This window comes from Hydrogenophaga sp. IBVHS2, from assembly GCF_002127215.1.
Classification (GTDB): domain Bacteria; phylum Pseudomonadota; class Gammaproteobacteria; order Burkholderiales; family Burkholderiaceae_C; genus Hydrogenophaga.
Genome location: NZ_NFUT01000002.1, coordinates 807125 through 828463, shown reverse-complemented (window position 1 = coordinate 828463; position 21339 = coordinate 807125). Strand labels below are relative to the sequence as shown.

Sequence of the window (21339 nt, the reverse complement as noted above, 5' to 3'; positions counted from 1 at the left end):
CATGAACTTCCGCCCCGGCACCCGCGACGAACCCGAGATCAATCTGATCCCGTTCATCGACATCCTGCTGGTCGTCCTGATCTTCCTGGTGCTGACCACCACCTACAGCAAGTACACCGAGCTGCAGGTGAACCTGCCCACCGCCGACGCGGAGAAGCCGCAGTCCAACCCGCGTGAGGTGGTGGTGTCGGTGGGGGCGGATGGCCGCTTCGCGGTGAACCGGCTGGTGCTCGACGCCGGATCGGTCGACTCCCTGGTGGCGGCCATCGGCGAGGCAGCCCGCGACGACCGCGAGGCCATGGTGATCATCAGTGCCGATGCCGCGGCCAGCCACCAGTCGGTCATCCATGTGATGGACGCAGCGCGCCGGGCAGGACTCTCCCGCATCACGTTTGCCACCCAGCAGGGTGGTTCCGGCCAGGCCCGTGCACGGCCCTGACGGCGACGCAGCCACCCCGCGCAACGCACGGCGCGAGCAGCGCTGGCGCCGCATGGCCGTCAGCCGATCCTGGCCCGCTCCCCTCTTCCTGCCCTTGTCCTGGCTGTACGGCCTGCTGGTCGCTTGCCGCCACCGGCTGTACCGGGCCGGCTGGCTGCGCACCGAGCGCCTGCCGGTGCCGGTGCTGGTGATCGGCAACCTGGTGGCCGGTGGCGCCGGCAAGACGCCGGCCACCATCGCTGTGGTGCAGCATCTGCAGCGCCGGGGCTGGACGCCCGGCGTGATCTCGCGCGGGCATGGACGCACATCCACCGTCGTGCGGGCCGTCCATCCTGCCTCGTCGGCCCAGGATGTGGGCGACGAGCCGCTCCTGATCGCCCGCCGGACCGGCGTCCCCGTGTTCGTCGCCTCGCAGCGGGCCGAAGCCGGCCGCGCGCTGCTGGATGCCCATCCGGCGGTGAATGTGCTGGTGTGCGACGACGGTCTGCAGCACCGTGCCCTGCATGCCACGGTTCGTCTGGCGGTGTTTGACGACCGGGGTGTGGGCAACGGGTGGCTGCTGCCGGCCGGCCTGCTGCGCGAGCCCTGGCCGCCGCAGGGCGCGCAGCCGGTGCCCGATCTGGTGTGGCAACAGACCCGTGCCGGTTCGGCGTCGCCCATCCCCGTGGCCGGTGCGAAGGCCTGGACCGTGACCCGACGCCTGGCGCCCGAAGCGGTATCGGCCAACGGACAGACCGTGCCATTGCAGCAGCTGGCCCGCCAGCCGGTGCGGGGCCTGGCCGGCATCGCCCGGCCGGAGGCGTTTCTGGCCATGCTGCGCCAGGCCGGTGTGGAGCCCCGCCCCTTCATCGCCCTGCCCGACCACGCCGATGCCGACGCGCTCCGCGAGGCCCTGGCCGACGACCCGCACACGGCGGTGATCTGCACCGAAAAAGACCTGGTCAAGCTGACGGAGCTGGGCCTGGGCTGCCCGGTGTGGGCCGTTCCGCTGGAGCTGGACGTACCGGCCGAGGCCCTGCAGGCGCTCGACGACGCCCTGTCGGCCTATCATCCCGCCCATGGACACCAAACTGCTTGAACTGCTGGTCTGCCCGGTCACCAAGGGGCCGCTGAGCTTTGACCGCGAACGCCAGGAACTGATCTCCCGCCCGGCGCGACTGGCCTACCCGGTGCGCGACGGCATCCCGGTGCTGCTGGAACACGAAGCCCGGCCCCTGACCGACGACGAGCTGGCCCGCCCCAGCGCCCCGGCGCCCCTGGGCTGAGCATGACGTCTGCGGATTTCACCGTGCTGATCCCGGCACGGATGCGCTCGACCCGCCTGCCCGACAAGCCCCTGGCCGACATCGCCGGCCTGCCCATGGTGGTGCGGGTGGCGCAACGGGCCGCATTGAGCCGGGCCTCGGCCTGTGTGGTGGCCGCCGACGATGTGCGCATCGTGGACGCCTGTGGCCGGCACGGCGTGGCCGCCCTGCTCACCCGCGACGATCATCCCAGCGGCAGCGACCGACTGGCCGAAGCCTGTGCCTTGCTCGACCTGCCCGACGATGCCATCGTGGTCAATGTGCAGGGCGACGAACCCCTGATCGAACCGGCGCTGATCGACGCGGTGGCGGCCGAACTGCAGCGCCGCCCCGACTGCGTGATGAGCACCGCAGCCCACGCCATCGACCGGCACGAGGACTGGGTCAGTCCGCACGTGGTGAAGGTCGTGACCGACCGGGAAGGCACGGCGATGTACTTCAGCCGCGCGCCGCTGCCCTGGTGGCGCGATGCGCCGCCCACCCCGACCCTGCCGGCACCGGCACCGCTGCGTCATGTGGGCATCTATGGCTATCGCGCCGGCTTCCTGCGCCGCTTTCCGGGTCTGGCACCGTCGCCGCAGGAGCAGCTGGAATCGCTGGAGCAGCTGCGGGTGCTGTGGCATGGCGGGCGCATTGCGGTGCATGTGACACCCCATGCGCCGGGCGCTGGCGTGGACACCCCGCAGGACCTCGAACGCGTGCGGCAGGCACTGGCAAACCCGGCCCGGATACCCCCCGGCCTGTAAGTCGGCACCATGGCGGGGCATGCTATCCTCGCCGCGCTGTCCCGGTGCCCACGCCCGGGTGGGTCGCGCGCAGCGCGCGACCACGCCTCTGAATACTCTGCAAAAGGAAAACGATGAGACTCATCCTGTTGGGCGCACCGGGTGCCGGCAAAGGAACGCAAGCCACCTTCATCTGCCAGAAATACGGCATCCCCCAGATCTCCACCGGCGACATGCTGCGCGCCGCCGTCAAGGCGGGCACCCCGCTGGGCCTGCAGGCCAAGGCGGTGATGGAGTCCGGCGGCCTGGTCAGCGACGACCTGATCATCAACCTGGTTAAGGAACGCATCGCCCAGCCCGACTGCGCCAACGGCTTCCTGTTCGACGGCTTCCCGCGCACCATTCCGCAGGCCGATGCCATGAAGGCCGCCGGCGTCAAGCTGGACTATGTGCTGGAGATCGACGTGCCGTTCGACGCCATCATCGAGCGCATGAGCGGCCGCCGCTCGCACCCGGCATCCGGCCGCACCTACCACGTCAAGTTCAACCCGCCCAAGGTGGCCGGCATCGACGACGTGACCGGTGAGCCGCTGATCCAGCGAGAGGACGACAAGGAAGAAACGGTCAAGAAGCGGCTGGATGTCTACAGCGCCCAGACCCGTCCGCTGGTGGATTACTACAGCAGCTGGGCCAAGGCCGACCCGGCTGCGGCACCGAAGTACCGCGCCATCAGCGGCATGGGCTCGGTCGACGAGATCACCAGCCGCGCCATGCAGGCCCTCTCGGCCTGAGCGTCAGGCCCGGTCCGGCCCCCGTTTCACGCGGGGCTGGACCGCAGTCCCACGACGCGGCCGTCGTGGAACACGTATTCGGCGCGCAACAGCGGCGCACCCTTCTCCTCGGCGAAGGTGAAGCCCACCACCGCCACCTGATCGCCCGGCACGATCTCCTTCATCTGCCATTGCTGGAGCCGGAACAAGGGGGCCAGTTCCACCTCCCAGCGCCGGTCCGAACGCCGGGGCAAGGTGGTGCGCGCCAGCAGCGCCGGGCCATCCACGCCCGCCTGCTGTGCCGGCAGGCTGCGGTTGCGCAGATCGGCGGGCAGCACCAGCGGTTGCGGCAGATCCAGCAGCAGTTCCGCATGGGGATTGCGCCAGCGCACCTCGGCCACACGGCCTTCCAGGTAGAGGGGACGGTTCTGATCGAAGCTGCTCCAGCCATGGTGGGCCCAGGCCGGTACGGCCACACCGGTGGCCAGGGTGGTCAGCAGCAGATCTCGTCGGAGCAGGTTCATGCAAGTTCCTCTTGAAGATCACCAGTAACCGATCCAGCGGCCGCAGGTGATGACCAGCAGCCACAGGGCGGTCGACAGCAGCAGGGACGCGCGGGCGGCGAAGTCCTGCCTTTCCAGCGAACGCCGGGCGTGAAACCAGCCCGCATTGCAGGCGGCCAGCATCATCAGCGCCACCTTGACTGTGAACATCCGGTTGGCCAGCAGTTCCGCTGGCTGGGTGGCGAACATCAGCAGGCCGCTCAGGGCCGCCAGCCCGAACCCGGACACCGCCAGCCCCAGGGACAGCCGGGCCAGCGGGGCCACCGGGACCTCGGCCGCCAGGCCCCACACCCGGGCCTCGAGCAGCAACAGATTGCCCAGCAGCAGAGCGATGCCGACGATGTGCAGCACCTCCAGCATCGGATAGGCCCAGGGATGGGCGCCCAGTGCTGCGCCCATCACACCCCCGAAAGCCGCAACGACAGCTCCAGCCGCGCCTTGGCCGGCGACAGCCCGTCCAGATCGGGGAATGGCTGTGCCGGCCAGCCGACCACCGAGCCTTCGGTGCAGCGCGTGGCCAGCGCCACCACAATGCCGGCGTCGCGGGCCCGATGCAGCGCTGCCTGCAGCCGTTCGTGCAGCGAGCCGTTGCCGGTACCGGCCACCACGATGCCGCGACAGGCCTGGCCGGGCGACTGCGCGACCTGCAGCAACAGCGCATCCACCAGACTGCCATCGGCGTCGGCATGGCTGGTCACCCAGGCCACCCGGGCCAGCGCGCCCAGTGCGGCAAAACGGCCCGCAGCCGGAGCGTCCAGCCCATCGGGATGGGCCCGAGGCCAGTCGCGGAAACGCCGCAGGCGCCCCTCCTCGACCACACCCAGCGGCCCGGCCTCGCCGGACGAAAAGGGCTGGACCCGGTAGGGATGCACCTTGGCCACATCGCGGGCCGGATGCACCTGCCCGCCGCACACCACGCTCACCCCGCAGGCGCCGGGCGCGCGCACGACGGCCAGGGCATCCGACAGGTTCTGCGGGCCATCGGGCGACACCGCAGTGGCCGGCCGCATGGCGCAGGTCAGCACCACCGGCGTGGCAGGTTGCAACACACGCTGCAGCAGCCAGGCGGTCTCCTCGATGGTGTCGGTGCCGTGCGTGATCACCACGCCAGCCACCTCGGGCCGCTGCAGATGAATCACCAGCCGCGCCATCAGCGCCTGCCAGACCGGCAGCGTCATGTCCTTGCTGTTGATCTGGGCCACCTGTTCCACATCCACCGCCTGACCGGCCCAGGCCGGCAGACCGGCCAGCAGGTCCTGCACCGGCACCTGCCCGGCCTTGTAGCCCACGTTGTCACCGGCCTGGGTGGCGCGGCCCGCGATCGTGCCTCCGGTGCCCAGAATGACGACGCGACGTGGCTGTGCTGCATCCGACACTTGTCAAACCCTTTCGAACTGGTTAAAAATACAGGCACTGTACAAACACACAGGATAATGCCATGTTCGACAGCAGCACACCCAAGCTGACCGCCCGCCAGCAGCAGATCCTGGAACTCATCCAGTCAGCCATCGCCCGCACCGGGGCTCCGCCGACCCGCGCCGAGATCGCCAGCGAGCTGGGCTTCAAGTCGGCCAACGCGGCCGAAGAACACCTGCAGGCGCTGGCCCGCAAGGGTGTCATCGAACTGGTCAGCGGCACCTCGCGCGGCATCCGCCTGCGCAGCGTCGACCTGCAGAGTATCAACCAGAGCCGCAGCCGCCAGCTCAACCTGCCGCTGCCGGGCCTGTCGCAGCTGTCCCTGCCCCTCATCGGCCGCGTGGCCGCCGGTTCGCCCATACTGGCGCAGGAGCATGTGGACCAGACCTACCAGGTCGAGAGCAGCCTGTTCCAGCGCACGCCCGACTACCTGCTGCGGGTTCGCGGCATGTCCATGCGCGACGTCGGCATCATGGACGGCGATCTGCTCGCGGTGCAGTCCACCCGCGAAGCCAAGAACGGGCAGATCGTGGTGGCCCGCCTGGGCGAGGACGTGACCGTCAAGCGCTTCATGAAACAGGCCGGCCACATCGAGCTGCGCGCCGAGAACCCCGACTACCCCACCATCGTGGTGGAGCCGGGCGAACCGTTCGAGATCGAAGGACTGGCCGTCGGCCTGATCCGCAACAGCTTCCAGATCTGACCGCATCCCGCGGACTGTCGTCCCCGCAGGTGGCGGGCGCTGGTGGCTTCCCGGTCACCGGCCCTGCGAGGCCCGACACACCGATCAATCCTGCCTGTGTTCAACCTCCAATGGAGATTCGCATGGGACTTTTCTTTTCTGCACGCAGCTGGCGCGCACCGCTTCAACTCATCGACTGCTGGTTGCCCGAGCCCGGGTCGGCCACCCGCACCGGCCGCAGCGGCGCGGGAGACCATCAGGTCCTGCAGCCGCGCGCACAGACCGGACAGCCTTCGGCCACCGTGCAGCGGTTCGCCCGTGCCGGGTGGCTCGGAAGGCCGGCGGCCAACGCCCCACGGCTGGACGACCCGACCGACCCACACGGCGGCCCGGCCCCGGCCGACCGCTCCGCCGGCGCGGCGCATCCAGCCCCGCGCTCCGCGGCACACCGACGCGCCGGTGCCCGCGTGGTGCTGTCGGGGCGCATGGACCAGGTGTGTGCCGAGCTGGAACGTCTGGCCGCTCTGGAGGAGGCCCTGCAACGCGCCGCCTGACCGGTCGGCCCGTCCGGGTCCGTGTGGGCCGGCGGGCACAATACGGGTCATGAACATCGTGATCCTCGACGACTACCAGGACGCCGTGCGCAAGCTGGCTTGCGCAGAGAAGCTGGAACCCTACCCGGCGAAGGTATTCACCAACACGGTCAAGGGCGTCGGTCAGCTGTCGATCCGTCTGCGGGATGCCGACATCCTGGTGCTCATCCGGGAACGCACGCAGGTCACCCGGCAGCTCATCGAAAAACTGCCGCGCCTCAAGCTCATCGCGCAGACCGGCAAGATCGGCGCCCATGTGGACGTGGCCGCCTGCACCGAGCGTGGCATCGCCGTGGCCGAAGGCGTGGGTTCACCGGTTTCCACCGCCGAGCTGACCTGGGCACTCATCATGGCCTCGATGCGGCGTATCCCCCAGTATGTGTCCAACCTCAAGCACGGGGCCTGGCAGCAGTCCGGGCTCAAGTCGTCGGCCATGCCGGCCAACTTCGGCATCGGCATGGTGCTGCGGGGCAAGACGCTGGGCATCTGGAGCTTCGGTCGCATCGGCGAGATCGTTGCGGGCTACGGCCGAGCCTTCGGCATGCGGGTCATCGTGTGGGGCAGCGAGGACGCCAGGGCGCGGGCCGCCGCCCAGGGCTACGAGATCGCCACCGGCCGCGATGCCCTGTTCGAGCAGTCCGATGTGCTGTCGCTGCACCTGCGGCTGGCGCCCGGCAACCACGGCTGCGTGACGCTGGAGGACCTGAGCCGCATGAAGCCGACCTCGCTGCTGGTCAACACCTCGCGCGCCGAGCTGATCGAACCCGAGGCATTGCTGACCGCGCTCAACCGGGGCCGCCCCGGTCTGGCGGCCGTGGACGTGTTCGAATCGGAGCCCATCCTTCAGGGGCATGCCCTGCTGCGCCTGGAGAACTGCATCTGCACGCCCCACATCGGCTATGTGGAACAGGACAGCTACGAGCTCTACTTCAGCTCGGCCTTCGACAATGTGGTGAATTTCATCAAGGGCACCCCGACGAACATCGTCAATCCGGGGGCCCTGCAGGTCCGGCGCTGACCGCGCCGGGCTCCGTCTTCAGGGACGGGCCGGCGGCTGGGTCGGGCGACCTTCGCCGTCGTCACCGTCCGCATCGATGCCCGGGGCCGGGACAGCCCGCGACATGCTGATCGGGGCACTGCCGGTACCGGCCTTGTCGAAGTCGAACACTTCGAAGTCGATCAGTCCTTCGTCGGGCTTGCTGGCCACCTTGGCGACGGGCTCCTCGGCCAGCGGCACATCCGGCAAGGACGCCTCGAAGGCCTGCACCGCCAGTTCGTCCAGGTTGACATCGAGCCCCAGCCGCGGCGAAGCCGGCGGGGTGTGGTCCGCCATCGGCATGGTGATGCGGCCCTCGCGCAGCTCGGCGTTGCGGGTGGCCGCCTTCAGCGGTTCCATGGCGGTGTGCTGGAAGCTGGATTTCGGCGAACCGTCCGGCGACTGCTTCTCGATCATGTCCTTGGCCATGGCGTGGAGCAGCAGCAGCTCACGGTAGGCCTCGAGATCGAAGACCTCGGTCTCTTCGTCCTGCAGGTCCCGGAAGATCGATCGCTCGATCAGATCGAGCACGCGCGGCTGGGGCCACAGGGCCTGGATGCGGGCAAAAGCGGTGTCGTAGGCCTCCAGGCCCTTGCCCTGGGCCGTGTAACGGTCGAAGGCCGGCGCGTCGGCATTGAACAGGTGGTTGAACTCGTCGCGCAGGTCCTCGTAGTCCTTCTGCCGACCCAGGCGGTGGTAGATGCGGAACAGGTCCAGATAGGCCAGCGGGCTGGGCTCGTGGCTCTCGGCCAGGTGGTTGCGCAGCACCTGGATCGCCTGTTCGTCCTCGCCCAGCGACACGAAAAAGTCGGCCTGCTGCTGCACATCGAACAGTTCTTCGGTGGCCACGGCCCGGTTGGTGCCGATGGCACTGGGGGCAAAGTCCCGCTGGTCGGCGGGCGCCACCGACAGGGGACGCACCGGCTCTCGGGGCGTCGGAACCACGCGGGACCGCACCGGGGGCGAGGCCGCATCGAGGTCGATCTGCACATCGATGTCGCCATGGTCGGTCAGCGGCATCAGATCGCTGCTGCCGGTGGCCACGCGGCGGGGCGCCGCCGGTGCATCGGCCGCAGGGGCCTGCGCGCCCTGCCCGTACCACCAGGCCTTGGCGTCCGGGGAGGCGGCCTTCCGGCGGTTGAGGCGGCTCATGCGGGCGAGCGCGCCCAGGCACAGCAGCAGCAGTCCGGCCAATGCCCAGACCACGGGGTTGTTGAAACGCTCGCTGCGCGCCTGCTCCAGCTGCTGCGTGAGCACGGCCAGGCGTTCCTGCTGTTCTTTCTGGGCCGCCAGCACCCGGGCCAGATCGGCCTGCACCTGGGCCAGCGCTTCGTTGCCGCGGGCGGCGTCCTGAGCGCCGCCGTTGAGTTCATCCCAGCGTCGGGCGGCCTGCACACGGTCGGCCTCATTGGCGGACGGACCGGCACCCAGCGCCGCAGAGAGTTTGAGGTCCGGCTCGGCCGCAGCCACCGGGTCCACCGGATCGAGCTTGAGCCGGGGCTTGGCCGGCTCTGCCGGTGCAGCCGCCTTGGGACGGGCCGCCGGCGCGCCCGCATCACGGGCCTTGGTGGGAGGGCGGGTCGCTGCACGCGGCGCCGGCGCCACGGCCGCAGGGCGGGTGCTCGGAGCGGCCGCCGGCGCGGTGACCGGTGCAGGCTGGGCGGGCGCCGACGCGCCCGTTGCGGCGGCCGCAGCGGCGGCCACCGGCGCCGGTGCCGACGGTGCGGGGGCGACCGGCTCCGACAGCGGATCGGCCAGCAGGGTGTAGCGGCGGCTGAAGGCGCTGTCGCAGCCTGCCCGCATGTACAGGCTCACGAAGGCTTCGTTGATGGCGGGCGCCGCCTGCACCCGCACCGAGGCATCGGCACCGTTGGTACCACGGGTGACGGTCACGGTCACCAGGCCCGAGGGCACCTGCGAGTCGCCGTAGAACACGTCGGCGGCGATGCACTGGCTCAGGGGATCTTCGTCCGGGGCTGCAATGACCTGCAGCCGGACATCGAGCGGGCGACCCACGATGGCCTGTCCGGAATGGCGACCGAGCGTCACTGCGGAGCTGCTCAGAGCCGTTGATAGCAAAATACAACCTGTCCAGAACTGGCGCACGTTCTTGTCCTTGGGTTCACACGTTGAAACATTCTGGCATACCCAGTAGGGTGACCGCCCCAAATAAAACACACTTTATGCAACCTATTTTCGGAAATGTGGCAGTAGTTGGCACTGGCGCCATGGGCAGAGGCATTGCGCAGATGGCCACTCAGGCCGGCGCCACGGTCTGGCTGCTCGATACCCAACCGGGTGCTGCCGAGGCGGCGCGGACCGCTCTGGAAGGCACCTGGAACGCCCTGGTGGCCAAGCAGCGCCTGACCCCCGAAGCCGCCGCCGACTGCTGCGCGCGGCTGCGCATCGCGACGGGCATGGCCGATCTGTCGGTCTGCGATCTGGTGGTGGAGGCCATCGTCGAGCGGCTCGACGTGAAGCAGAAGGTGTTTGCCGAGCTGGAAGGCATCGTCGGGCCGGACGCGGTGCTGGCGACCAACACCTCATCCCTGTCGGTCACGGCGATTGCGGCAGCGCTCAAGCGCCCGCAGCGCTTTGCCGGCTGGCACTTCTTCAACCCGGTGCCGCTGATGAAGGTGGTGGAGGTCATTGCCGGCCTGAAGACCGACGCCGCGGTCTGCCAGCGCCTGGATGCCTTTGCACGGGCCTTCGGCCACACCCCGGTGATGGCCCAGGACACACCGGGCTTCATCGTCAACCACGCGGGCCGGGGCTACGGGACCGAGGCGCTGCGCATCGTGGGCGAGAGCGTGGCGGACTTTGCCACCATCGACCGCATCCTCAAGGACCAGCTGGGATTCCGCCTGGGCCCGTTCGAGCTGATGGACCTGACCGCACTCGACGTGTCGCATCCGGTGATGGAATCGATCTACCACCAGTACTACGAGGAGCCGCGCTACCGGCCCAGCGTGATCACCGCGCAGCGCCTGGCCGGCGGTGTGGTGGGCAAGAAGGTGGGCGAAGGCTTCTACCGCTACACCGACGGCAAGGCCGAGGTGCCGGCCGAGCCGCCGGTGCCGGGCGGTGCGGGCAGGCCACCGGTGTGGGTGTCGCCCAAGGCGGCCCGCCGGGCCGAGCTGTACCAGCTGCTCAAGGACCTGGGCGCCGTCATCGAGACTGGCGCCGCCCCGTCGGCCGACGCCCTGATCCTGGTCGCGCCGCTGGGTCTGGACGTCACCACCCTGGCCGCCGTGGAGCGGCTGGACGCCACCCGCACCGTGGGCATCGACCTCATGCTGGAGGACGCCGCCGTCAAGCGCCGCGTGCTGGCCACCAACCCGGCCACCCGGCCCGACATGCGGGATGCGGCCCATGCCCTGTTCGCCCGCGACGGCAAGGCCGTCAGCGTGGTGCGCGACAGCGGCGGCTTCGTGTCGCAGCGGGTGGCGGCGACCATCGTCAACATCGCGGCCGACATCTGCCAGCAAGGCATCTGCACGCCGGCCGACCTGGAGCTGGCCGTCACGCTGGGCCTGGGCTACCCCATGGGTCCGCTGGCGCTGGGCGACCGCATCGGCCCGACCAATGTGCTGGAGATCCTGTTCAACCTGCAGACGGTCTACGGCGACCCGCGTTACCGCCCCTCGCCCTGGCTGCGCCGGCGCGGCGCGCTGGGCCTGAGCCTGAAGCACGAAGAAGCCTGAGGCCCGCCATGACCGCCAGCCTCAAGAGCCATTCGGTGGGCAGCACCCTGGTGCTGACCATCAGCAATCCCGAGCACCGCAACGCCCTCGGACCGGAGCTGTACGCCGCCGGCGTGGAAGCGCTGTCGGCCGCCGAAAGCAATCCGGACGTCAGGAGCATCGTCATCACCGGCGAAGGCAGCCATTTCTGCGCCGGCGGCAACCTGCAGCGCCTGCTGGCCAACCGCCAGAAGCCGCCGCAGGTGCAGGCCGAGAGCATCGAGGGCCTGCACAACTGGATCGAGACCATCCGCGCCTGCCCCAAGCCGGTGATCGCGGCGGTGGAAGGCTCCTGCGCCGGCGCCGGCTTCTCGCTGGCCCTGGCCTGCGACTTCGTGGTGGCCGCCGCCGATGCGGTGTTCGTGATGGCCTACAGCAACGTGGGGCTGTCCCCCGACGGTGGCGCCACCTGGAGCCTGGTGCGCGCCCTGCCCCGCGCCACCGCGCTGCAGCTGCTCATGGGCGGCGAACGCATCACGCCCGAACGCCTGCTGCAGCTGGGCGTCATCAACACGGTGTGCGGCAATGGTGAGGCGCTGGACCAGGCGGTCGCACTGGCCGAGCGGCTCAATGCCCGGGCGCCCAACGCTCTGGCCAGCATCAAGGACCTGGTGAACGATGCGGCATCGGCCAGCCTGCACACCCAGCTGGCCGCCGAACGCGACCACTTCGTGCGCAACCTGCACCATGCCAACGCCGGTGAGGGCATTGCGGCCTTCATGGAAAAACGGCCTGCCCGCTACCGCTGACACACGGCCGGTCCCAGGCGCGACAGCCCCTGACCCCTCCAGTCACTCAAAAGACATGCCATGGACGAACCGATTCTGACAATGGAAGAACGCGAGGCGATCAACAACGGTCGCTGGTTCTCCAACCTCTCCCCCTCCCTGCGGCACGACATTCTTCGATGCGCCTACGTCAAACGGTTCAAGGACGGCGACCTGATCGTGGCCCGGGGCGATCCACCCTCGGAGTGGACCGCCGTGGCCAAGGGCGCGGTGCGGGTGAGCTCCACCTCGCTCTCGGGCAAGCAGATCACGCTGACCTATGTGGAGCCGGGCGTGTGGTTCGGGGATGTGGCCATGTTCGACGGCGACCAGCGCACCCACGATGCCTACGCCCACGGGCCGACCACGCTGCTGTGCGTGGCCCGCAACGATTTCCAGAAGATCCTGGCCACCCATGTGGAGCTCTACGAGGCGCTGATGCGGCTGCAGGCGCGGCGCATCCGGACCCTGTTCGGACTGGTGGAAGACCTCAACACCCTGCCCCTGCGGGCCCGGCTGGCCAAGCAGCTGCTGCACCTGGTGCGCAGCTACGGCGTGCCCTGCCTGGCCGACGGCAACGAGATGCGCATCGGTCTGCAGCTCGCGCAGGAAGAGCTGGCGCAGCTGCTGGGCGCTTCGCGCCAGCGGGTGAACCAGGAACTCAAGTCGATGGAGCGCGAGGACGCCATCCGCATCGAGCAGGGCGGCCTGGTGGTGCGCAACCGCTCGATGCTCATGCGCATCGCCGAATCCGACGCCTGACCGGTCTGCCGAGCAGCCGGTCCCAACCCACCGAGCTGACGGCATGACCGACACCCAGAGTTTCACCGGCACCCGTCCGGTATCCAGCCAGCACACCTTCGACACCGGCGCCCTCAGCGCCTGGCTGCAGCTGCACCTGCCCGGCTTCGAGGGGCCGATGACGGTGGAGATGTTCAAGGGCGGGCAGTCCAACCCGACCTACAAGCTCATCACCCCCGGGCGTGCCTACGTGATGCGCGCCAAGCCGGGTCCGGTGGCCAGGCTGCTGCCCTCGGCCCATGCCATCGAACGCGAGTTCCGCGTCATGAGCGCCCTGCGCGGCACCGGCGTGCCGGTGGCTCAGATGCATGTGCTCTGCGAGGACGAGTCGGTCATCGGCCGTGCCTTCTATGTGATGGAGTGCGTGAACGGCCGCGTGCTGTGGGACCAGTCGCTGCCGGACATGGACCGCGCCGGCCGGAGCGCGCTGTACGACGAGATGAACCGGGTGCTGGCCGCGCTGCACAGCGTCAGGCCGGACGACGTGGGGCTGGACGGCTACGGCAAGCCGGGCAACTATTTCGAGCGCCAGATCGGCCGCTGGAGCAAGCAGTACGTGGCCTCCATCACCCAGCCCATTCCCGAGATGGACCGGCTGATGGAGTGGCTGCCGCAGGCCATTCCGGCCATGGCCCGGGACGAGAACCTGGTCTCGGTGGTGCATGGCGACTACCGGCTGGACAACCTGATGTTCCACCCCACCGAGCCGCGGGTGCTGGCGGTGCTGGACTGGGAACTGTCCACGCTGGGCCATCCGCTGGCCGACTTCAGCTACCACTGCATGTCGTGGCACATCCCGCCCGGCCTGTTCCGGGGCATCGGCGGGCTGGACCTGGCCGCACTCGGCATCCCCAGCGAGGCCGACTACATCGCGCGCTACTGCGAGCGCACCGGCTTTGCCACCCCGCAGCAGCTGCAGGCCGACTGGAACTTCTACCTGGCCTACAACATGTTCCGCCTCGCGGCCATCCTGCAGGGCATCGGCAAGCGGGTGGAAGCCGGCACGGCATCGAGCGAGCAGGCCGTGCGCTCGGCCGCCGGCGCCCGCCCCATGGCCGAGATGGCCTGGCGCTTTGCCCAGGGCGGCTGATCGCCCTGCCCCGACACCCTCACTGCCACCGAACACCCCACGATCCCCAAGGAGCCACCATGAATTTCGATTACACCGACAAGGTCAAGGCCATGCGCGAGCGTCTGCTCGCCTTCATGGATGAGCACATCTACCCCAACGAGGCCCGCTTCTTTGCCGAGATCGCCGCCAACCGCGCGGCCGGCAACGCCTGGATTCCCACCAGGATCATCGAAGAGCTCAAGCCCAAGGCCCGCGCCGCCGGCCTGTGGAACCTGTTCCTGCCGCGCAGCCCGCGTGCGCCGGAAGGTCTGTCCAACCTGGAATACGCCCCGCTGTGCGAGATCATGGGCCGGGTGCCGTTTGCGGCCGAGGTGTTCAACTGCTCGGCGCCCGACACCGGCAACATGGAGACCTTCGAGCGCTACGCCAGCGAGGAACTCAAGGACCAGTGGCTGGAGCCGCTGCTGCGCGGCGAGATCCGTTCGGCCTTCCTGATGACCGAGCCGGAGGTGGCATCCAGCGACGCCACCAACATCCAGTGTCGCATCGAGCGCGTGGGCGACGAATACGTCATCAACGGCCGCAAGTGGTGGTCGTCGGGCGCCGGCGACCCGCGCTGCGCGGTCTACATCGTCATGGGCAAGAGCAACCCGGACGCACCGAGGCATTCGCAGCAGTCGATGATCATCGTGCCCGCCAACAGCAAGGGCATCAAGGTGGTGCGCCCGCTCAGCGTGTTCGGTTACGACGACGCACCCCACGGCCACATGGAGGTGGTGCTGGAGAACGTGCGGGTTCCGGCCGGTAACCTGCTGCTGGGCGAAGGGCGAGGCTTCGAGATCGCCCAGGGCCGCCTCGGCCCGGGCCGCATCCACCACTGCATGCGCTCCATCGGCGCGGCCGAGCGGGCCCTGGAACTGATGTGCCAGCGTCTCAACAGCCGCATCGCCTTCGGCAAGCCGGTGTCGGCCCAGTCGGTCTGGCACGAGCGCATTGCCGACGCCCGCTGCCGCATCGAGATGGCCCGCCTGCTCACCCTCAAGGCGGCCTACATGATGGACACGGTGGGCAACAAGGTGGCCAAGGCCGAGATCGCCATGATCAAGGTGGTGGCCCCCAACATGGCCTGCGACATCATCGACATGGCCATCCAGGCCCATGGCGGCGGCGGCGTGAGCGACGATTTCCCGCTGGCCTACAGCTACGCCAACCAGCGCACCCTGCGCCTGGCCGACGGCCCGGACGAGGTGCACCGCCAGTCGATCGCCAAACTGGAGCTGGCGCGCCACATGGCGATCAAGACCGAGGTGGAGATGCCGGTCACCCGCGGCAGCTGATTCAGGTCGCCTGGCCGGCCAGATGGCGCAGCAGGTCCAGCGCATGGACCGCGGTGTCGGGGTCGGCCGGCGGGTCCATCTGCAGGCGCAGCTGCAGCCGCCCGCGCTGGCGGGTGATCAGCATCGGTGTCCGGGCGGTCACGCCGCCCGGCGGCCAGGCCAGCAGCCGGTTCACCGCTTCCTCGTCCAGCCAGCGCCGGGCCGCCGAGGGGTCGTCGGTGAAGACCGCATGGCGGGTCCAGAAATCGGCCGGCGGTCCTTGCCATCCGGTGTCGCGCAGGCTGGAGATCCAGCGCACCTCTTCCGGCACGTCCTGTGTCAGGGTCTGCAGGTCGTCGGTGGCCCGCGAGAACAGCGCATGGGCCTGGGCCTCGATGTCGTGCCGCAGCGAGCGGTTCATGAGCACGATGAGCGCGCCATCGTCCCGCCCCAGATGCACCCGGGCCAGCAGCTCGTGGCCCTGGATGTAGCCACGCGTGGAAGGCCCGCAGGCCGCTCGCCAGATGCGGGTGCCCTCGGCACCATTGACCGCAAACGCCATCGACCCCTGAGCGCTGAAGGCCAGACCGTGCTGGCGGCACCATTGCGTCAATGGCGCGCCCGATGGCGTCTCGGGCGCGCCCACAAGGCGCAGCAGGGCTTGGCGTGTGCGGTCGAACATGGCCGGCATTTTCCCGTAAAGTGCCCGCGGCGACCGCCTTCGACCACCGCCCCCTGGAGACACCCATGATCGACGTCTATTCCTGGCCCACCCCCAACGGACACAAGGTCCACATCATGCTGGAGGAATGCGGGCTCAGGCTCGGACGCGACTGGCAGGTGCACCCGATCGACATTGCCAAGGGCGACCAGTTCGACCCGGCCTTCCTGAAGATCAGCCCGAACAACAAGATCCCGGCCCTGGTCGACCCGCAGGGTCCGGACGGCAAGCCGATCAGCCTGTTCGAGTCGGGCGCCATCCTGCTGTACCTGGCCGGCAAGACGGGGAAGTTCCTGCCCCGGTCCGACCGCGACCGCTTCAAGATGCTCGAATGGCTGATGTTCCAGATGGGGGGTGTGGGCCCCATGCTGGGACAGGCCCACCACTTTCGCATCTATGCCCCGGAAAAGATCGAGTACGCCATCAACCGCTACACCAATGAGGCCAGGCGCCTGTACGGCGTGATGGACCGGCAGCTGCAGAACCAGCCCTTCATCGCAGGCCGCCAGTACACCGTGGCCGACATCGCCATCTTTCCCTGGCTGCGCAGCTGGCAGAACCAGGGCATCGATTGGGCCGACTACCCCCGTCTGAAGGACTGGTTCGACCGCATCGCGGCCCGCCCGGCGGTGCAGCGCGGTGTGGCGGTGCTGGCCGACGCCCGCAATCCGCTGACCGACGACAAGGCGCGCCAGACCCTGTTCGGCGCCGTCCAGTACCAGAAGCGCTGAACCGCGCCGGAACGGCACCGGGGCGCGGGTACAATCCAGCGCTTCAGTCGGAGCGTAGCGCAGCCTGGTAGCGCATCTGCTTTGGGAGCAGAGGGTCGCGAGTTCGAATCCCGCCGCTCCGACCACGAAAAACGAAAAGGCCCACAGCGTGGGCCTTTTCTCCATCCGGCCCCGACAACGGACACCCGGTGATCACACTGCCCGTAGCTCAACTGGATAGAGCAGCTGCCTTCTAAGCAGCAGGTCGGGGGTTCGAGTCCCTCCGGGCAGGCCACCAAGATGGATTCATGAATCCGGATTTCTCGTTGTGCAACAACGGGATAGAATGAAAATATTCATTCAAGAATCCATTCATGGTCGCCACCCCCCACGATCTGCTCAGCGTCCTGCGGCACCTGGGCGGCACGGCCACCAGCCCGGAGTTGCAGGCGCGTCTGACCATCAGCCAGCCGACCGCGTCGCGCCTGCTCGCGCCGCTGCTGGCCGACGGACAGGTGGTGGCGGTGGGCTCGGCGCGGGCGCGCCGCTACCTGCTGCTGCGCGAGGTGCCGGGCGTGGGCCGCCAGGTGCCGGTGCACGGGGTGCAGCCCGACGGCACGGTCCGGTTCTTCGGCACGCTCTACCCGCTGGCGCCCGAGGGCTTCTGGATGGACGAGGCCGACCGCGAGCATGGCCAGAGCGCCCGCCATGCCAGCCTGCCCTGGTTCCTGTACGACATGCGGCCCCAGGGCTTCCTGGGTCGCGGCTTTGTCGGCCGGCACCCTGCCTTGCAGCTGCCGGCCAACCTGACGCACTGGAGCGACGACCACATCCTCAAGGCGCTGGTGAACGCCGGAGAGGACCTGCCCGGCAACCTGCTGGTGGGTGCGCCGGCATTCGATCGGTTTCTGGCACGGCCCGCGCCATTGCGCACCGAGGCCGCCGTCGTGACCGACCCCGCCACCGATTACCCGATGCTGGCCGCCCGGGCGCTGGATCGGGGCACACCGGGGTCGAGTGCCGGGGGCGAGCAGCCCAAGTTCAGCGCGGTGCGCGACGGTCACGCGGTGCTGGTCAAGTTCTCGCCGGCCGACGAGAGTGCAGCCAGCCAGCGCTGGCGCGACCTGCTGGTCTGCGAAGGGCTGGCCTTGCAGACGCTGGCCGATGCCGGCGTCTCGGCGGCCCACAGCCGCATCGAACTGGCCGGCGGCCGGGTGTTCCTGGAGAGCCGGCGCTTTGACCGCACGGCGCCGGGCGGCCGCGTGGGCATGGTGTCGCTGGAGGTGTACGACCGCCAGTACATCGGCGCCGGCGTCAACTGGGTGGACACCGCCCACCGCTCCGGCGTCGCTGGCCCGGAACGGCTGCATCCCGATGATGTGCACACCATCGCCCTGCTCGATGCCTTCGGCGCCCTGATTGCCAACACCGACCGGCACCACGGCAACCTGTCGCTGCTGCTTCACGAACACCGCTGGCGGCTGGCCCCGGCCTACGACATGCTGCCCATGCACTATGCGCCGGTGGCTGGCGAGGTGGTGCTGCGCGACTTTCTCGCGCAGCTGCCCTGCCCCACGGTACAGACCCTGGCGGTGTGGCCACGGGCCCTGTCGCTGGCCTTGGGATTCTGGCGGGCAGCGGCCGCCGACCCGCGCATCAGCCCGGCCTTCCGGGCCATCGCGCAGGCCAATGCCGACGGCCTGAGCGGCGCCTGAGGCCCCTTACTGCTTGGCGCCCTCGCCCAGCCGGCGGCCCAGCGACACCGCGTACGGCGCAGCGCGGCCGGCCAGCATCGGGTCGTCGGTGGGCACCACGCCCTTGGGCAGGATCATGGGGTTGTAGGTGATGCCCACGCACGGGCCGGTGGCGTCGGCCGACACGGCGGTGATCTTGAGCACGCCCAGGTTCACTTTCTGGCGGCCTTCGGGCAGCGGGACCGTGGCCTTGTTGATGATGTCGCCGGGCTGGGCCAGCTCCAGGTTGAAGTTGAAGGCCACGCCACCGGCCTTGACGCGCTGGCGCAGGTCTTCGAACAGGAACTGGGGGCCCTTGGCCTTGGCTTCCTCGTCGGTCAGGCCCTGCACGCCACCCACCGGCTCGAAGATCCATTTGCCGTACTGGGTCTGGCCCTTGTCGTTGGTGAAGCCGAAGCCATGCACGCCCCAGTAATTGACGCTGGCGTAGCTGGCCGGCACCGGCTGGGACGCGAAGTACCGGCCCTGCATCAGCACCTCCGGGTTGGCGTCGGCGAAAGCCTTGACCTTGGCCGGATCGGCCGCCTTGGTGGCCGGATCGGGACGCAGCGACTCCACGCGGCCGAGCAGCTGCTCCGGCGTGGCCGCGCCGAAGATGGGCGCGTTGATGTTGCCCATCTGCCAGACCTCGCCGCCCGGCAGATCGAACTGCAGGGCCAGGTTGCGCTGGCCCTTGCCGTTGTCGGCCGCATTGGGGTTGGCGCCACCGACCGAGAAGCGCACGACCACCGGCACCGGCTTGCCGGAGAAGGCCGAGGCCACCGAGAGCGCCCGGCCCTGGGCCGAGCCCACGAACTCGCCGGTGGCGCAGATGCCCTTGGCGCCGGAGCGGCGGAAGCCCTCGAACTTGCCGTTGGTGGCTTCAAACGCATCGACCATGCGCGTGGGGTCCACCGCCCAGGCCGACGGCGCAGCCAGACCGGACAACAGTGCCGCGGCAGCGGTCAGGGTGAAGAGGGAACGGGTGGTGTGAAGGGGCATGGCAACCTCGGCAAGGTGAATCGGTTGGGGGCGGCGAAGACCGCTCCCGACGGATTATTGGGCCACCAATGGATTGCACATCAGGGAATCCCCCTGCATCCAGCGGATCGCAGGGGCATGCACCGGGGAGCGGATCAGCCCGGTCCGGGGCTGTTGCCGTCCAGGTCGGCCGCCAGACGGTGCAGCTGCAGGCGCATCTGTTCGAAGCTGGGGCCGTCGAGGCGGGTGGCGCAGGCCACGCGCTGCTGGATGGCGGCGGTCGGACCTTCAAGGGCCCGACCTGCCTCGGTCAGGCTCACCCGCACCGAACGCTGGTTGGCGGGGTCGCGCCGCCGCTGCACCAGCCCGGCACGCTCCATGCGGCGCAGCAGTGGCGTCAGCGTGCTGGCATCGAGGGACAGCCGTTGCGCCAGCCCGCCGACGGTCTGTTCACCGTCCTCCCACATCACCAGCAGCACCAGGTACTGCGGGTAGGTCAGGCCCAGCGCCGCCAGCGGCGCCCGGTAGGTGTGCGTGATGGCGTTGGTGGCCCTGTAGAGGGCAAAACACAGCTGCAGATCGAGCCGGTTGACGGGCGGGTCGGATGGGTTGGAGCGGGCCATGAGGGGACAGTAGCGAGGACCAGGCCACGATTGTGTCCGCAGCCCGCCCCCGGCGTCACCCCGGCGCGGCCGCGCTCAGCGGATCACCGCCAGCTTGTGGCGCTGCCCCCCCTTGAAGGTGTAGAGCGTCAGGGCGGCGTCGATGCGGTCGCCCTTGCCATCGAACTGCACCTGGCCCGATGCGCCCTGGTACTGCACCGACCTGAGGGCGGGCAGGTACTTCTGCGGCTCCACCGAACCGGCGGCCTGCATGGCCGCGGCCAGCAGCTTGACGCCATCGTAGGCATAGCCGGCATAGGCCTGCACGTCGGTGCCGTACTTGGCGCGGTAGGCGGCGCGGAACCGGTCGTTGGCCGCCACCTCGTCGCCGTCCACACCGCCGGCCTCCACGCAGAACACCTTCTCGTCACCCAGCGCGGTGTCGGACAGGGTGATCATCTCGCCGGTGCACAGGCCGTCTCCGCCCACCAGCAGCGACTGCAGGCCCAGGGCGCGCATCTGGCGCAGCATGGGGCCGCCCACCGAATCCATGCCCCCGAAGAACACCACATCGGGCGACTTCGCCTTGAGCGAGGTCAGCACCGCATTGAAGTCGGTGGCCTTGTCGTTGGTGTACTCGCGGCCCACCACCTGCGCGCCGGCGGCCACGGCGGCCTTCTCGAATTCGTCGGCCAGGCCCTGTCCGTAGGCGGTGCGGTCGTCGATGACGGCCACGGTCCGGGCCTTGAGCGTCTCCGCCGCATACCGGCCCAGGGCGCCGCCCTGCTGGGTGTCGTCGGCCACCAGGCGGAAGGCCCCGGCAAAGCCCTGGCGGGTGAACTTGGGGTTGGTCGACGAGGGCGTGATCTGGGGGATGCCGGCCTCGTTGTAGATCGGGGAAGCCGGCAGCGTGGCGCCGGAGGTCAGGTGACCCACCACGCCATGCACGTTCACGTCCACCAGCTTCTGGGCCGCCGCGGTGGCCTGCTTGGGGTCGGCCGCATCGTCCTCGGCCAGCAGCTCGAACCGGGCAGCGCGCTCACCGATGCGGATGCCGGCGGCATTGAGTTCCTCGATGGCCAGGCGCGCGCCGTTCTCGTTGTCCTTGCCCAGGTGGGCCACAGGGCCGCTGGTAGCGCCCACATGGCCGATCCTGACCAGCAGCGTGTCGCTGTCGGTCGGGTTGGCGGCGGTCTCGTCCTTCTTGCCACAGGCGGCCAGGGCCACGGCGGCTGCCACGACGGCCCATTTCAGTTCTTCGCGCATCGGATGCTTTCCTTGTTCCGGTTGATCTAAAGGCACACTAACGATCAGTGTGCTTTTTATTTTACGGCCCTAGATGCACCGAGAATCGCAGAAACAAGG

23 protein-coding genes and 2 tRNA genes are annotated in these 21339 nt (G+C 69.2%); 17 read left to right on the top strand and 8 right to left on the bottom strand.

Going from position 1 to position 21339, the window contains the following annotated elements; genetic code table 11:
* Position 1 precedes the first annotated feature (1 nt).
* The 5 genes from CAP38_RS08625 to adk all read left to right on the top strand — a co-directional run bounded on the left by CAP38_RS08625 (position 2) and on the right by adk (position 3259).
* On the top strand, positions 2 to 439 hold the full coding sequence (locus CAP38_RS08625; protein ID WP_086120909.1) for a biopolymer transporter ExbD: 438 nt from the start codon (positions 2 to 4) through the stop codon (positions 437 to 439).
* Positions 440 to 491: 52 nt separating this feature from the next.
* Positions 492 to 1517 (top strand): tetraacyldisaccharide 4'-kinase, encoded by a 1026-nt coding sequence (lpxK, locus tag CAP38_RS08620; protein ID WP_086121115.1) that lies wholly within the window; start codon positions 492 to 494, stop codon positions 1515 to 1517.
* Positions 1498 to 1704 (top strand): Trm112 family protein, encoded by a 207-nt coding sequence (locus CAP38_RS08615; protein ID WP_086120907.1) that lies wholly within the window; start codon positions 1498 to 1500, stop codon positions 1702 to 1704. Before lpxK ends, CAP38_RS08615 begins: the two co-directional genes overlap by 20 nt.
* 2 nt (positions 1705 to 1706) lie before the next feature.
* Entirely contained in the window at positions 1707 to 2489 is a 783-nt protein-coding gene (gene kdsB / locus CAP38_RS08610) for a 3-deoxy-manno-octulosonate cytidylyltransferase (RefSeq protein WP_086120905.1), read from the top strand.
* Between the two features lie 113 nt (positions 2490 to 2602).
* Positions 2603 to 3259 carry an adenylate kinase gene (gene adk, locus CAP38_RS08605; protein ID WP_086120903.1) on the top strand — a complete coding sequence of 219 codons (657 nt, stop codon included), beginning with the start codon at positions 2603 to 2605 and terminating at the stop codon, positions 3257 to 3259.
* A 26-nt stretch (positions 3260 to 3285) separates the two neighbouring features.
* On the opposite strand, the gene CAP38_RS08600 is transcribed toward adk, so the two are convergent.
* Genes CAP38_RS08600 through CAP38_RS08590 form a run of 3 tightly spaced genes read right to left on the bottom strand, consistent with a single transcriptional unit; the run spans position 3286 to position 5177 of the window.
* On the bottom strand, positions 3286 to 3762 hold the full coding sequence (locus CAP38_RS08600; RefSeq protein ID WP_086120901.1) for a DUF6152 family protein: 477 nt from the start codon (positions 3760 to 3762) through the stop codon (positions 3286 to 3288).
* An 18-nt stretch (positions 3763 to 3780) separates the two neighbouring features.
* Positions 3781 to 4200, bottom strand: coding sequence for a hypothetical protein (locus tag CAP38_RS08595; RefSeq protein ID WP_086120899.1), 420 nt, complete (start codon positions 4198 to 4200; stop codon positions 3781 to 3783).
* Positions 4200 to 5177 carry an asparaginase gene (locus tag CAP38_RS08590; protein ID WP_086120897.1) on the bottom strand — a complete coding sequence of 326 codons (978 nt, stop codon included), beginning with the start codon at positions 5175 to 5177 and terminating at the stop codon, positions 4200 to 4202. The genes CAP38_RS08595 and CAP38_RS08590 overlap by 1 nt, the downstream gene beginning before the upstream one ends.
* A gap of 62 nt (positions 5178 to 5239) precedes the next feature.
* On the opposite strand from CAP38_RS08590, the gene lexA reads away from it, so the two are divergent.
* The 3 genes from lexA to CAP38_RS08575 all read left to right on the top strand — a co-directional run bounded on the left by lexA (position 5240) and on the right by CAP38_RS08575 (position 7510).
* Positions 5240 to 5920: a transcriptional repressor LexA gene (lexA, locus tag CAP38_RS08585; RefSeq protein ID WP_086120895.1), complete on the top strand. Its 681-nt coding sequence runs from the start codon at positions 5240 to 5242 to the stop codon at positions 5918 to 5920.
* Between the two features lie 122 nt (positions 5921 to 6042).
* Positions 6043 to 6453, top strand: coding sequence for a hypothetical protein (locus CAP38_RS08580; protein WP_143435789.1), 411 nt, complete (start codon positions 6043 to 6045; stop codon positions 6451 to 6453).
* A 49-nt stretch (positions 6454 to 6502) separates the two neighbouring features.
* Positions 6503 to 7510 carry a D-2-hydroxyacid dehydrogenase family protein gene (locus CAP38_RS08575; protein WP_086120891.1) on the top strand — a complete coding sequence of 336 codons (1008 nt, stop codon included), beginning with the start codon at positions 6503 to 6505 and terminating at the stop codon, positions 7508 to 7510.
* Positions 7511 to 7528: 18 nt separating this feature from the next.
* Here CAP38_RS08575 and CAP38_RS08570 read toward each other — a convergent pair whose 3' ends face one another.
* Entirely contained in the window at positions 7529 to 9577 is a 2049-nt protein-coding gene (locus CAP38_RS08570; protein WP_086120890.1) for a hypothetical protein, read from the bottom strand.
* A gap of 134 nt (positions 9578 to 9711) precedes the next feature.
* Between CAP38_RS08570 and CAP38_RS08565 the strand changes: the two genes are divergently transcribed.
* The 5 genes from CAP38_RS08565 to CAP38_RS08545 are packed head-to-tail and all read left to right on the top strand — an operon-like array spanning position 9712 to position 15248.
* Entirely contained in the window at positions 9712 to 11232 is a 1521-nt protein-coding gene (locus tag CAP38_RS08565) for a 3-hydroxyacyl-CoA dehydrogenase (RefSeq protein WP_086120888.1), read from the top strand.
* 8 nt (positions 11233 to 11240) lie between these two features.
* Positions 11241 to 12020: an oxepin-CoA hydrolase, alternative type gene (locus CAP38_RS08560; protein ID WP_086120886.1), complete on the top strand. Its 780-nt coding sequence runs from the start codon at positions 11241 to 11243 to the stop codon at positions 12018 to 12020.
* Positions 12021 to 12080: 60 nt separating this feature from the next.
* Positions 12081 to 12800 (top strand): Crp/Fnr family transcriptional regulator, encoded by a 720-nt coding sequence (locus CAP38_RS08555; RefSeq protein WP_086120884.1) that lies wholly within the window; start codon positions 12081 to 12083, stop codon positions 12798 to 12800.
* Between the two features lie 43 nt (positions 12801 to 12843).
* The gene (locus CAP38_RS08550; protein WP_086120882.1) at positions 12844 to 13929 is read left to right on the top strand and encodes a phosphotransferase family protein; all 1086 of its coding nucleotides are present in this window, start codon (positions 12844 to 12846) and stop codon (positions 13927 to 13929) included.
* Positions 13930 to 13988: 59 nt separating this feature from the next.
* Complete coding sequence (locus CAP38_RS08545; RefSeq protein WP_086120880.1) at positions 13989 to 15248, top strand: acyl-CoA dehydrogenase family protein; 1260 nt, start codon at positions 13989 to 13991, stop codon at positions 15246 to 15248.
* A gap of 1 nt (position 15249) precedes the next feature.
* Here the strand turns inward: CAP38_RS08545 and CAP38_RS08540 are convergent, their stop codons facing one another.
* Positions 15250 to 15909, bottom strand: coding sequence for a hypothetical protein (locus tag CAP38_RS08540; protein WP_143435788.1), 660 nt, complete (start codon positions 15907 to 15909; stop codon positions 15250 to 15252).
* A gap of 65 nt (positions 15910 to 15974) precedes the next feature.
* On the opposite strand from CAP38_RS08540, the gene CAP38_RS08535 reads away from it, so the two are divergent.
* The 4 genes from CAP38_RS08535 (at position 15975) to yjjJ (ending at position 18373) form a co-directional block, all read left to right on the top strand.
* Positions 15975 to 16679, top strand: a complete 705-nt coding sequence (locus CAP38_RS08535) for a glutathione binding-like protein (RefSeq protein ID WP_086120876.1) — start codon at positions 15975 to 15977, stop codon at positions 16677 to 16679.
* A 48-nt stretch (positions 16680 to 16727) separates the two neighbouring features.
* A tRNA-Pro gene (locus CAP38_RS08530) sits at positions 16728 to 16804 on the top strand.
* Positions 16805 to 16876: 72 nt separating this feature from the next.
* A tRNA-Arg gene (locus CAP38_RS08525) sits at positions 16877 to 16953 on the top strand.
* Between the two features lie 79 nt (positions 16954 to 17032).
* The gene (gene yjjJ, locus CAP38_RS08520) at positions 17033 to 18373 is read left to right on the top strand and encodes a type II toxin-antitoxin system HipA family toxin YjjJ (protein ID WP_086120874.1); all 1341 of its coding nucleotides are present in this window, start codon (positions 17033 to 17035) and stop codon (positions 18371 to 18373) included.
* 6 nt (positions 18374 to 18379) lie between these two features.
* Here the strand turns inward: yjjJ and CAP38_RS08515 are convergent, their stop codons facing one another.
* From CAP38_RS08515 to CAP38_RS08505, 3 genes are all read right to left on the bottom strand, one after another.
* Positions 18380 to 19393, bottom strand: coding sequence for a catalase family peroxidase (locus CAP38_RS08515; protein WP_086120872.1), 1014 nt, complete (start codon positions 19391 to 19393; stop codon positions 18380 to 18382).
* Positions 19394 to 19527: 134 nt separating this feature from the next.
* On the bottom strand, positions 19528 to 19995 hold the full coding sequence (locus CAP38_RS08510) for a MarR family winged helix-turn-helix transcriptional regulator (RefSeq protein WP_086120870.1): 468 nt from the start codon (positions 19993 to 19995) through the stop codon (positions 19528 to 19530).
* A 75-nt stretch (positions 19996 to 20070) separates the two neighbouring features.
* The gene (locus CAP38_RS08505; RefSeq protein ID WP_086120869.1) at positions 20071 to 21240 is read right to left on the bottom strand and encodes a branched-chain amino acid ABC transporter substrate-binding protein; all 1170 of its coding nucleotides are present in this window, start codon (positions 21238 to 21240) and stop codon (positions 20071 to 20073) included.
* Positions 21241 to 21339: the final 99 nt, after the last annotated feature.